General features: G+C 59.2%; 3 protein-coding genes and 2 rRNA genes. All 5 read right to left on the bottom strand.

Annotation, left to right across the window (positions count from 1 at the left end):
* Positions 1-32: 32 nt before the first annotated feature.
* The 5 genes from ACZ5J0_RS04190 to ACZ5J0_RS04170 all read right to left on the bottom strand — a co-directional run bounded on the left by ACZ5J0_RS04190 (position 33) and on the right by ACZ5J0_RS04170 (position 13,375).
* A 23S ribosomal RNA gene (locus tag ACZ5J0_RS04190) occupies positions 33-3,173 on the bottom strand.
* Positions 3,174-3,754: 581 nt separating this feature from the next.
* Positions 3,755-5,275, bottom strand: a 16S ribosomal RNA gene (locus ACZ5J0_RS04185).
* The 16S and 23S rRNA genes sit together here, the layout of an rRNA operon.
* Positions 5,276-5,836: 561 nt before the next feature.
* A complete protein-coding gene (locus ACZ5J0_RS04180; RefSeq protein ID WP_464094246.1) occupies positions 5,837-9,493 on the bottom strand; it encodes a 1,4-alpha-glucan branching enzyme in 3,657 nt (1,218 codons plus the stop codon).
* A 1-nt stretch (position 9,494) separates the two neighbouring features.
* A complete protein-coding gene (gene treS, locus ACZ5J0_RS04175) occupies positions 9,495-11,291 on the bottom strand; it encodes a maltose alpha-D-glucosyltransferase (RefSeq protein ID WP_142936557.1) in 1,797 nt (598 codons plus the stop codon).
* Positions 11,291-13,375, bottom strand: a complete 2,085-nt coding sequence (locus tag ACZ5J0_RS04170) for an alpha-1,4-glucan--maltose-1-phosphate maltosyltransferase (protein ID WP_187697050.1) — start codon at positions 13,373-13,375, stop codon at positions 11,291-11,293. Before ACZ5J0_RS04170 ends, treS begins: the two co-directional genes overlap by 1 nt.
* Positions 13,376-13,442: the final 67 nt, after the last annotated feature.

Genomic DNA, 13,442 nt, shown 5'->3' with positions numbered 1-13,442 from the left:
ACCACATAGTGGACGCGTGCAGTGTGTGTTGTGTGGTGTAAGTTGTTGGCCTATTAGTACCGGTCAGCTTCACGAGTCTTTAGTCCTCGCTTCCACATCCGGCCTATCAACCCAGTGGTCTGGCTGGGGGCCTCTCACACATAATGTGTATGGAAATCTCATCTTGAAGCGAGCTTCCCGCTTAGATGCTTTCAGCGGTTATCCCATCCGAACGTAGCTAATCAGCGATGCACTTGGCAGTACAACTGACACACCAGAGGTTCGTCCGTCCCGGTCCTCTCGTACTAAGGACAGCCCTTCTCAAATTTCCTGCGCGCGCAGCGGATAGGGACCGAACTGTCTCACGACGTTCTAAACCCAGCTCGCGTACCGCTTTAATGGGCGAACAGCCCAACCCTTGGGACCTACTCCAGCCCCAGGATGCGACGAGCCGACATCGAGGTGCCAAACCATGCCGTCGATATGGACTCTTGGGCAAGATCAGCCTGTTATCCCCGAGGTACCTTTTATCCGTTGAGCGACGGCCATTCCACAATGTACCGCCGGATCACTAGTCCCGACTTTCGTCCCTGCTTGAGATGTCTCTCTCACAGTCAAGCTCCCTTGTGCACTTACACTCGACACCTGATTGCCAACCAGGCTGAGGGAACCTTTGGGCGCCTCCGTTACTTTTTAGGAGGCAACCGCCCCAGTTAAACTACCCATCAGGCACTGTCCCTGACCCGGATCACGGGCCGAAGTTAGATGTCCAAAGTGACCAGAGTGGTATTTCAACGATGACTCCACCCGAACTGGCGTCCGGGTTTCAACGTCTCCCACCTATCCTACACAAGCCACTCCGAACACCAATACCAAACTATAGTAAAGGTCTCGGGGTCTTTCCGTCCTGCTGCGCGTAACGAGCATCTTTACTCGTACTGCAATTTCGCCGAGTTTATGGTTGAGACAGCGGGGAAGTCGTTACTCCATTCGTGCAGGTCGGAACTTACCCGACAAGGAATTTCGCTACCTTAGGATGGTTATAGTTACCACCGCCGTTTACTGGGGCTTAAATTCTCAGCTTCGCCCGTAAGGGCTAACCGGTCCTCTTAACCTTCCAGCACCGGGCAGGAGTCAGTCCGTATACATCGTCTTGCGACTTCGCACGGACCTGTGTTTTTAGTAAACAGTCGCTTCCCCCTGGTCTCTGCGGCCCACACCCGCTCACGGAGAGCAAGTCTCCATCACGGGGCAGGCCCCCCTTCTCCCGAAGTTACGGGGGCATTTTGCCGAGTTCCTTAACCATAATTCTCTCGATCGCCTTGGTATTCTCTACCTGATCACCTGTGTCGGTTTGGGGTACGGGCGGCTAAAACCTCGCGTCGATGCTTTTCTTGGCAGCATAGGATCACCGGATCCCCCCGAACGGGGGTCCCATCAGATCTCAGGATCGTGCTCGAAACACACAGGAACGGATTTGCCTATCCCTGACCCTACATCCTTAGACCGGGGCAACCATCGCCCGGCCCGGCTACCTTCCTGCGTCACACCTGTTAATACGCTTACCTCCCGGGATCAGATCCCGCGCTCGGCCAAAACCCACACACCACAAGGGTGATAGGGCAGGCTCCGGGCGGTTAGTATCCCCCGCTTGGCATGGACGGTTTTTCGCCGGTACGGGAATATCAACCCGTTGTCCATCGACTACGCCTGTCGGCCTCGCCTTAGGTCCCGACTTACCCAGGGCAGATTAGCTTGACCCTGGAACCCTTGATCATTCGGCGGACGGGTTTCTCACCCGTCTTTCGCTACTCATGCCTGCATTCTCACTCGTGTAGGCTCCACCGCTGGTTTCCACCGCGACTTCACTGCCCACACGACGCTCCCCTACCACTCCACACCCCTGAACCACGAAGGCTAGGGCAATATGTGAAATCCACAACTTCGGCGGTGTACTTGAGCCCCGCTACATTGTCGGCGCGGAATCACTTGACCAGTGAGCTATTACGCACTCTTTCAAGGATGGCTGCTTCTAAGCCAACCTCCTGGTTGTCTTCGCAACTCCACATCCTTTCCCACTTAGCACACGCTTAGGGGCCTTAGTTGGTGGTCTGGGCTGTTTCCCTCTCGACTATGAAGCTTATCCCCCACAGTCTCACTGCTGCGCTCTGACTTACCGGCATTCGGAGTTTGGCTGACGTCAGTAACCTTGTAGGGCCCATCGGCCATCCAGTAGCTCTACCTCCGGCAAGAAACACGCAACGCTGCACCTAAATGCATTTCGGGGAGAACCAGCTATCACGGAGTTTGATTGGCCTTTCACCCCTACCCACAGCTCATCCCCTCCATTTTCAACTGAAGTGGGTTCGGTCCTCCACGACGTCTTACCGTCGCTTCAACCTGGCCATGGGTAGATCACTCCGCTTCGGGTCTAGATCACGCCACTACACTCGCCCTATTCAGACTCGCTTTCGCTACGGCTACCCCACACGGGTTAACCTCGCGACGTAACACTAACTCGCAGGCTCATTCTTCAAAAGGCACGCCGTCACAGTAACAAGACTGCTCCGACGGATTGTAAGCACACGGTTTCAGGTACTGTTTCACTCCCCTCCCGGGGTACTTTTCACCTTTCCCTCACGGTACTGGTCCGCTATCGGTCATTAGGAAGTATTTAGGCTTATCAGGTGGTCCTGACAGATTCGCACGGGATTTCTCGGGCCCCGTGCTACTTGGGATACTCCCCAGGCCGTGCACAACATTACGGTTACGGGGCTCACACCCTCTCTGGCCGGCCTTTCAAGACCGTTCACCTATGCCTGCACCTCACCTCACTGGTCCGGCAGAACCAGAACGGAAAGTCCCACAACCCCGCCCATGCAACGCCCGCCGGCTATCACACATGAAACGGTTTAGCCTGATCCGCGTTCGCTCGCCACTACTAACGGAATCACTATTGTTTTCTCTTCCTGCGGGTACTGAGATGTTTCACTTCCCCGCGTTCCCCCCACGCACCCTATGTGTTCAGATGCGGGTCACACAATCACCATGACAGCGTTGTGCGGGGTTTCCCCATTCGGACATCCTGGGATCAACGCTCGGTTATCAACTCCCCCAGGCTTATCGCAGATTCCTACGTCCTTCTTCGGCTCCTAATGCCAAGGCATCCACCGTGTGCCCTTAAAAACTTGACCACACAAAGACCGGACTCTCATCCGGTCATGCATCATCTACTCGAGAGAACCACGACCACAAGGGCCAGGTTCATTCATAAGAAATTGCTGTAAGAACACACACACCAACCCCAAAAAAGGAATCAGCCACGTGTGTGTTCCAGATGCTCGCGTCCACTATGTAGTTCTCAAACAACAACCCCGTCAACCAGACCACCACCCACCACAACCCCCACCAAAAAAGGGGAGCCATGCACACGAGCGGCCGTACCGGAAGCAGGAACAAAAGAAACACCAGAAGTGCCCCCTGCATTGCTGCAAAAAGGTCCTGTTGCCTCAGGACCCAACAGTGCGCCAAACACAACCCCACACCAACCACGCCCCAGCCACGTTCCACACAACCCACACCCCCACAAAGAGAGACACAGGCCGCCGTACTAGCACCAGGACACAACCAGTCAAGGCCATGCCAAAAAAATTTGATTCGTTGATATTCCACCCATGAGCACCCACCGCAGAACAGACGCCTGCGCAATGGGCAACACTGACAACCACCACCACACCCATGCAGGCACAGCAACCAGTTGTTAGCAGCTCCTTAGAAAGGAGGTGATCCAGCCGCACCTTCCGGTACGGCTACCTTGTTACGACTTAGTCCCAATCGCCGGTCCCACCTTCGACGGCTCCCCCCACAAGGGTTAGGCCACCGGCTTCGGGTGTTACCAACTTTCGTGACTTGACGGGCGGTGTGTACAAGGCCCGGGAACGTATTCACCGCAGCGTTGCTGATCTGCGATTACTAGCGACTCCGACTTCATGGGGTCGAGTTGCAGACCCCAATCCGAACTGAGACCGGCTTTTTGGGATTAGCTCCACCTCACAGTATCGCAACCCTTTGTACCGGCCATTGTAGCATGCGTGAAGCCCAAGACATAAGGGGCATGATGATTTGACGTCGTCCCCACCTTCCTCCGAGTTGACCCCGGCAGTCTCCTATGAGTCCCCGCCATCACGCGCTGGCAACATAGAACGAGGGTTGCGCTCGTTGCGGGACTTAACCCAACATCTCACGACACGAGCTGACGACAACCATGCACCACCTGTAAACCGACCGCAAGCGGGGCACCTGTTTCCAGGTCTTTCCGGTTCATGTCAAGCCTTGGTAAGGTTCTTCGCGTTGCATCGAATTAATCCGCATGCTCCGCCGCTTGTGCGGGCCCCCGTCAATTCCTTTGAGTTTTAGCCTTGCGGCCGTACTCCCCAGGCGGGGCACTTAATGCGTTAGCTACGGCGCGGAAAACGTGGAATGTCCCCCACACCTAGTGCCCAACGTTTACGGCATGGACTACCAGGGTATCTAATCCTGTTCGCTCCCCATGCTTTCGCTCCTCAGCGTCAGTTACAGCCCAGAGACCTGCCTTCGCCATCGGTGTTCCTCCTGATATCTGCGCATTTCACCGCTACACCAGGAATTCCAGTCTCCCCTACTGCACTCTAGTCTGCCCGTACCCACTGCAGAACCGGAGTTGAGCCCCGGTCTTTCACAGCAGACGCGACAAACCGCCTACGAGCTCTTTACGCCCAATAATTCCGGATAACGCTTGCGCCCTACGTATTACCGCGGCTGCTGGCACGTAGTTAGCCGGCGCTTCTTCTGCAGGTACCGTCACTTACGCTTCTTCCCTACTGAAAGAGGTTTACAACCCGAAGGCCGTCATCCCTCACGCGGCGTCGCTGCATCAGGCTTGCGCCCATTGTGCAATATTCCCCACTGCTGCCTCCCGTAGGAGTCTGGGCCGTGTCTCAGTCCCAGTGTGGCCGGTCACCCTCTCAGGCCGGCTACCCGTCGTCGCCTTGGTAGGCCATTACCCCACCAACAAGCTGATAGGCCGCGAGTCCATCCAAAACCACAAAAGCTTTCCACCACCACCACATGCGTGGAATGGTCGTATCCGGTATTAGACCCAGTTTCCCAGGCTTATCCCAGAGTCAAGGGCAGGTTACTCACGTGTTACTCACCCGTTCGCCACTAATCCCCCAGCAAGCTGGGATCATCGTTCGACTTGCATGTGTTAAGCACGCCGCCAGCGTTCATCCTGAGCCAGGATCAAACTCTCCGTTGAAGAAAAACAAATCAAACAGACACAACCACACCCACCGGAAATAACGGCGAACACGGCTGCACAAAATTCGAAACCAGCTGAAAACCAGACCACCACACACGGGGGTGCGCAATGATCCAGCCATAATTTCAACCAATCAAAAAAACAATCGGTATCAACAAACTTGGCACACTATTGAGTTCTCAAACAACAGGTCACTATTCCAGAGCAGTACCACCAGCCTCAACTGGATCGCTCCGGAGCAACTTTTCAAACTTACCGGCTGGATTCCTTCCGGTCAAATCGGCAAGACTGACTTGATTTTTCCTTGCGGTTTCTTGTCAGTTTGCGGTCTCAACCAGTGGAGCAGCGCGGGTACTAACTATACCCATACTTGGCCCCGGTTGGCAAAGCCGCCTTGGTGAGGGCCGCCGTCGTCGAGCCCTTGCCTGTAGATCCGGCCGTAAACACAAGCCGGCCGGGAACCAGCAACGCTCTCCCACGTGAGTGAGAGAGCGTTGCTCGAAAGCGGCCGTTATGTGAGCGAGGGACGCTGGAAAAGGGTGGTGATGTGAGAGAGGATCAGCCAGCCGGCGTGAACCATGAGGCGCCCAGCGGAGGAAGCGTTACAGTCAGCGCCGCAGGTTGTCCATCAGTTCCCGGAGTAGACGCCGTCAGCGATCCTGCGTTGACAACCCCCGAGCCGCCGTATGTCTCAGCGTCCGTGTTGAGGACTTCCGTCCACTCCCCTGCTGCCGGTACGCCCAAGATGTAATCCTTGTGCGGACCGCCGGAGAAGTTCACTGCGCACACCAGCGGTTTGCCATCGTGGTCCCAGCGGATGAACGTGAGGACGTTGTGATCAGCATCCCCGCCGTTGATCCATTGGAAACCGCCGGCCTCGTTGTCCCGCTGGTAAAGGGCCGGCGTTGCGGTATAGAGCTCGTTCAGATCCTTGATCAGGAGCTGCAGCCCGCGGTGCGCGGGAATGTCGGCGAGGAACCAATCCAGTCCGTACTGTTCGGACCATTCTGCTTCCTGGCCGAACTCCGTACCCATGAAGATGAGCTGCTTGCCCGGATGCGCCCACTGGTACGCAAAGAACGCGCGCAGGTTTGCCAGTTGCTGCCACCGGTCGCCCGGCATCTTCCGCAGCATGGAGCCTTTGCCGTGAACTACTTCGTCGTGGCTGATGGGCAGCAGGAAGTTCTCAGTGAAGGCATAGACCAAGGAGAACGTGATGGTGCCGTGGTGCCATTTGCGGTTGATGGGGTCTTCGGAAATGTACTTGAGCGAATCATGCATCCAGCCCATGTTCCATTTGAGCCCGAAGCCGAGTCCGCCGTGGTTGGTGGGAGCCGTAACACCGGGGAATGCGGTGGATTCCTCGGCAATGATGATGGCGCCCGGGTGGGACTTGTAGACGGTGGCGTTGACTTCCTGCATGAAGGAAATGGCTTCGAGGTTCTCACGCCCGCCGAACTTGTTGGGCTTCCACTGCCCTTCTTCGCGGGAATAGTCCAGGTAGATCATCGAGGCAACAGCATCTACACGCAGGCCATCAATGTGGAATTCTTCCAGCCAGTACAGCGCGTTGGACACCAGGAAGTTCCTGACCTCGCTGCGCCCAAAGTCGAAGATCAGCGTTCCCCAGTCCGGGTGTTCGCCCAAGGCAGGGTCCGAGTGCTCGTACAGTGGCTGGCCGTCGAACTGTGCCAGCGCCCAGGAGTCCTTGGGGAAGTGGGCAGGTACCCAGTCAAGGAGGACGCCGATGCCGGCCTGGTGAAGCGAATCCACCAGGAACCGGAACTCGTCCGGGTGTCCAAACCGTGAGGTCGGCGCGAAGTAGGACGTCACTTGGTAGCCCCACGAACCACCGAAGGGGTGCTCCGCCACCGGCATGAACTCAACGTGGGAGAAGCCGAGCCACTTCACGTAGTCCACGAGTTCCTTGGCGAGTTCCTTGTAGCCAAGGCCCAGCCGCCAGGATCCCAGGTGGACTTCGTAGACGCTCATGGGCGAGTTGTGCGGGTCTTTCGCAGCACGCGCGCTCATCCATTCCGCATCCTTGAACCGGTAGCTGGCGTCCACAACACGTGAGGCCGTCAGTGGCGGAACCTCGGTGCCGAAAGCCAGCGGATCGGCCTTTTCAATCCAGTGTCCCGACTTGGTCAGGATCTCGTATTTGTAGCACGCCCCTGCTACAACACCCGGGATGAACAGTTCCCACACACCGGAGGACCCCAGTGAACGCATTCCGTGGGAGCGGCCATCCCACGCGTTGAAGTCGCCCTTCACACGTACGGCCTGGGCGTTGGGGGCCCAGACGGCGAAGGAAACTCCGTCCACCTCACCCAGCGCGGAGCGGTAATGCTGAACGTGCGCACCCAGAACATCCCAAAGGCGTTCGTGGCGGCCTTCGCCGATCAGGTGCAGGTCCACCTCACCCACGGTAGGCAGGTAGTGGTACGGGTCATCGATGGTGACGGGTTCGACGTCGTACACCACTTCCAAACGGTAGTCAGGCACGTGGCCGGCCTGCAGCGGTTCCAGAACAGCAGTCCAGACGCCGTGGGCCTCGTGGGTCATGTCGGTGCGGCCGGCTTCGGTCACTACAACCACGGACTTCGCGAGGTGCTTCACGGTGCGGATGGTGACGTGGCCGTGATCGTCCAAGTGTGCGCCCAGCACTGAGTGGGGTGCATGGTAGGCAGCGGCCGCCACGCGTTCCAAGGTCTCGGAGTCCACGTGCAGGGGAACTCGCGGCCGTTCGGTGCGTGCAGAGCCAGTCATGTCATTACCTTCCGCTGTAGCTGCCGCATGCTTGCCGCGGCTAGTGTTTTCGAGGATTCGTCGGGATGCATTCACGGGGATCGACAACCAGTCGGGCCGGTTCCGCAACTCGTACACAACCTCGTATAAGGCCTTGTCCAGCCACAATGCCACAAAGAGCGGCGAGCGGCGGTCAATTGTTCCCGGGGTGACCTCGCTATACCCCTCAAGGAACGCGGCAGCGCAGTCATCCACCCAGGCTTCAGGCACTTTGACGTCGATGTTTTCGCGCGTGGCGGCCCCGGCCGCGTAGTCGAACGAGCGCAGCATCCCGGTGACATCCCGCAAAGGAAGATCGGGAGTATTGCGCTCATCAATGGTCCGGAGCGGCTCGCCCTCGAAGTCAAGGATGGCCCACCGCCCTGGCTGCCCCTCCGTGCCGGGAACCAACAGAATCTGGCCCAGGTGGAGGTCGCCGTGGACGCGCTGCAACTGGCCAACGTCGCGGGGATCCAGTGCCGCCAGCAACTCATCGAGTTGTTGGTCATGGGGCCCGACGGCGGACGAGGCTTCCGCCCACGAGCCGCGGACGCGCCGGACTACTGAGGCGATGATGTCCGGGCCCTGTTCCTGCCCGTCCTGGGTTCCGAATGTTTCAGCGAGCCTGGCATGAACCGTGGCAGTAGCAGCGCCCAGCCCGCGGGCTTCTGCGGTGAAATCCTTACCGGCCGCGGCTGCCTCCACCGCCAGGCGCCAAGCGTCCCGGCCGCCGAGGAGAAACTCGTGGGCAACGGTCAGCTCACCGGTGGCCACTGTTGAACCGTTCGACGCCGGACCATTCCACGAGCCGGTAATCCAGCCAAGCGTCGCGGGAACCTCCGTGGTGCCAGCCGCGGTCAGGGCAGCGCCAAGCTCCACTTCAGGATTCTTGCCGTCGGCAAGCACACGGAAGATTTTGATGATCGCCGCCGAATCGCCGTCGTCAATGATGACTGACGTGTTGGATTGCTCACCCGAGAGGACACGCACTGACGTTGGGTCTTTCGGGAGCGCTACACGGCCAGTGGTTAGGTGTCCTTGGGCACCGCCCACTGTTCCTTCACTGCGCATGAGTTCCAGCCATGCTGTGACGAAGTCGGAATCGTAGACGGCATCGTAAACGAGCCTCAGGCCTAGTTCTGGATCCGTCACCTCGCCCAGCAAAGCTGTTGGCGCATCGGATAGCGGCTGGCTCCGGTAGCTCAACGGAACCTGAACAACGTCAGTCCGCGAACCGCCGTCGGCCGTTCGGTGGGTTACCGCCAACAGCACAACTTCCAGCTGTGCGTCGCCGCTTGCATGGGGGAGGCTGAAGCCGCCCACCTGCTCCAGCGCAAAGTCGGGGCTCTTGACCGGGAACCAGCGCTTGCCTGGCAGCCAGGTCCGGAGAAGTCCTTCAATGGAGGGGCTCAAGTGTTCCTCGTTCATCTCATCCTTTGGAGGTCACCACGGGAATCGCCTGGGTAAAAGGCGACGAGGGATTGGAAAATGCCGAGCGAACCCGCAGCCAATAGAAGCTGTGGCTGCCCAACATCACGGTCAGATGACCGTTGTCTCCGACCGCCGGGAAGGGCTGGCCGCCGAAAATGTCGCGCAGGCCCCTGCCCGCGAACTCGGGAATGTCCAGCGTTGCCGCTACAGGGTGCTGGGAGAGGTTGAAGACGCACAATATGGTTTCGGCGTCCTCCCCCTCGGGGTTACCCGCCGGCAACTCGCGAACATAGGCGAGCACCACTTCATGATCCGCCTCGATATGCCGGAAACCGCCCAGACCAAACACCGGATGGTTCTTCCGGACGCTCAGGATCTGGCGGGTCCAGCGCAGCAGCGAACCTGAGTGCGCGGCCTCGGCCTCAACGTTGGCCATGCTGTAGTTGTACACCAGCGATTGGATGACCGGCAGGTACAGCTGGCCTGGATCAGCACCGGAAAAACCTGCGTTCCGATCAGGGTTCCACTGCATCGGAGTTCGGACGGCATCACGGTCATCGAGCCAAATGTTGTCCCCCATGCCGATCTCATCCCCGTAATAGAGGAAAGGACTGCCCGGCAAGGACAGCAGCAGCGCGTTGATCAGCTCAATCTCGGAACGGGAGTTGTCCAGCAACGGCGCCAAGCGTCGTCGAATACCAATGTTGGCCCGCATCCGCGGATCCGGGGCGTACCATCCGAGCATGGCGGCGCGCTCTTCTGCTGGCACCATCTCCAACGTCAGTTCGTCGTGGTTCCTCAGGAAAGTCCCCCACTGCGCGCCCTTGGGTATCTCCGGGGTGTTCCGCAGTGTCTCAATGATGGGAGCGGCCTTCTGGTCCCGCAAGGCGTAGTAGAGCCTGGGCATGATGGGGAAGTGGAAGGCCATGTGGCATTCGGGGGCTTCCTCCGTGCCAAAGTACTCCACCACCTCATGCGGGGGCTGGTTCGCCTCGGCAATGATGACCCGGCCGGGGTAGTTCGAGTCCACCATCCGGCGGAGGTCCTGCAGGAAGGTGTGCGTGGCAGGCAGGTTCTCGCAGTTGGTTCCGTCTTCTTCGAACAGATAAGGGATGGCGTCAGCACGGAAGCCATCGATGCCCTGGTCCAGCCAGAAGCGGACTACGTCATAGAGCGCCTCAATCACCTTGGGGTTCTCGAAGTTCAGGTCCGGCTGGTGGCTGAAGAAGCGGTGCCAGAAGAACTGCCGGCGGATGGGATCGAACGTCCAGTTGGACTCTTCTGTGTCAACGAAGATGATGCGCGCGTCCTGGTACTTCTCGTCAGTATCGCTCCACACGTAGAAATCGCCGTAGGGACCCGTTGGGTCCTTACGCGATTCCTGGAACCAGGGATGCTGGTCCGAGGTGTGGTTCAACGGGAGGTCGATGATCACACGGACCCCACGGGCGTGGGCCTCGGCAACCAACCTCTTGAAGTCGCTGATGGTACCGAACTCGTCCAGCACGGACGTGTAGTCCGCAATGTCATAACCGCCATCGCGCAACGGGGAATGGAAGAACGGCGGCAACCACAGGCAGTCAACACCCAGCCACTGGAGGTAATCCAGTTTCTCGATCAGGCCGTGGAAGTCGCCGGACCCATCCCCGTTGGCGTCCGCAAAAGCCCGCACCAGTACCTCATAGAAGACTGCCTTGCGGTACCAGTGCGGATCGTGCTGGAGACCTGGGGCGTTCAACTCGAAGGTGTTCTTCGGCGTGAAGTACTGGCTGGGGTTCTGCGGAGAAAAACTCACTAAGGCTGCCTCCGGATGCTCAGTATGTGCGCCGGCTCAACGTGGGCATCCAGGCGGACGTAGTTGTGCTCGCCCCACTCCCAGCTCTCACCGCTGATCAAGTCGTCCACCCGGAACCGGCCGTCCTCGTTGAAGTCCGAAGGATCCAACTGCAGGGCCCCCAGGTCCAAGGACACCGTGCTTTCGCGGGTGCTGTGAGGATCCACGTTGACCACAATGATCAAGGTGTCCTTGGTGCCGTCCGGCAGCGTCTTGTGCTTGGAGTAGACAATCGTGGCGTCGTCGGTGCTGCTGTGAAGTGTCAGGTTCTGCAGATCGCCCAAGGCCACGTGGTCCTTGCGGATGGTGTTGAGCCTGGTGATGTACGGCGCCAAGGTCCGCCCTGACTCGGCAGCGCCTTCCCAATCCCGCGCCTTGTACTCGTACTTTTCGTTATCGATGTACTCCTCCGCGCCCGGACGGGCCACGTGCTCGTACAACTCATAGCCCGCATAGACGCCCCACAGCGGGCTGGCCGTAGCGGCCAAGACCGCCCGGATGCGGAACGCGGCCGGGCCACCGTACTGCAGGTACTCGGTGAGAATGTCCGGGGTGTTCACAAAGAAGTTGGGACGGAAGAAGGCAGCGGTCTCGTGGCTGACCTCGTGGAAATACTGCTCCAGCTCGGTCTTGGTGTTCCGCCACGTGAAGTAGGAGTAGGACTGCTGGAATCCCGCGCGGCCCAAAGCGTGCATCATGGGCGGGCGTGTGAAGGCTTCGGCCAGGAAAACAACCTCGGGGTTCTTCTTGTTGATCTTGCCGATCAGCCATTCCCAGAACCAGACGGGCTTGGTGTGGGGATTGTCCACACGGAAAACCTTGACGCCGTGGCTGATCCACAGCTGGACAATCCGCAGGATCTCCTTGGAAAGGCCGGCCGGGTCGTTGTCAAAGTTCAGGGGATAAATGTCCTGGTACTTTTTCGGCGGGTTCTCTGCATAAGCGATGGAACCGTCCACTCGGGTGGTGAACCACTCCGGGTTGGACGCTACCCAAGGGTGGTCCGGAGCTGCCTGCAGGGCGAGGTCCAACGCAACCTCAAGTCCGAGCTCGTTGGCTCGCGCTACGAACGCGTCAAAGTCCTCAAACGTACCCAGTTCCGGGTGGATGGCGTCATGGCCACCGTCCCGGGAACCAATGGCCCACGGCGAACCGGGATCCTGCGGGCCCGGAGTCAACGTGTTGTTGCGGCCCTTGCGGTGTTGAAAACCGATCGGGTGGATAGGTGGCAGGTAGATGATGTCGAAGCCCATCTCCGCCACGGCGTCGAGCCTTCTGGCTGCCGTCCGGAAGTTGCCGGAGGTCCACACACCGGTGGAGTGATCCAGCACAGCGCCCTCTGAGCGGGGGAAGAACTCGTACCAGGAACCGCGGCCCGCGAGGTCGCGCTCCACCTGCAGCGGGAAACGCTCGGAAACAGTCACCAGTTCGCGGATCGGAACGCGTCCGACGGCGGCCAGCACCTCCGGGCTGAAGCCGGCGCCAAGGCGCTCCTCGGCAGTCTTGGTGGTGTCGGAGAGCACAACGGAAGCGGCACGCAAGGTGCGCTTCTCCGCAGCGCTGCGTCCGGCGTCGTCCACTGCTTCGGCGAGGAGGGCAGCGCCCTCGGCAAGCATCAACTCAACGTCAATGCCGGCCCCCACTTTGACCTCAGCGTTGTGGTGCCAGGTGCCGTAGCGGTCATGCCAGGCCTCAATGACGAAGGACCAGGCGCCGGTGCCGGCGGGCGTGATCAAGCCCTCCCAGCGGTCCAGGCCCTTCCATTGCTCGCCCTCGGCCGGGGTCAGGCGGACGCGCTGACGCTCCTTGCCCTTGGGATCGAGCAGCACAGCGGATACGCCCAGCTGGTCATGGCCTTCACGGAAGACCGTGGCGCCAACCACGAGGTCCTCGCCCGGCAAGGCCTTCGCCGGGAAACGGCCACCCTCAACCACCGGCTGCACGGCCGTGATGGGGAACCGGCCGAAGCGAAGTCCCTCGGTGATGTCCGTAGTCGTCTTGGATTTCAGAGCGGTGATGGTTCGCGCGGTTTTCGTCACAACCACGACGTTAGCGAGAAAAATCACAGAATGCTAAGCACACGACCTTTCTCCTCGACGCAAGATGACTTTT

This window comes from Arthrobacter sp. DualSoilB13 (genome assembly GCF_055389195.1).
The sequence above is the reverse complement of the archived record's forward strand: the minus strand, read 5'-3'. Positions and strand labels throughout refer to the sequence as shown.

Excerpts from the sequence above, each read along its gene's own strand:
- ACZ5J0_RS04180 (WP_464094246.1), bottom strand. The coding sequence starts at position 9,493 with ATGAACGAGGAACACTTGAGCCCCTCCATTGAAGGACTTCTCCGGACC.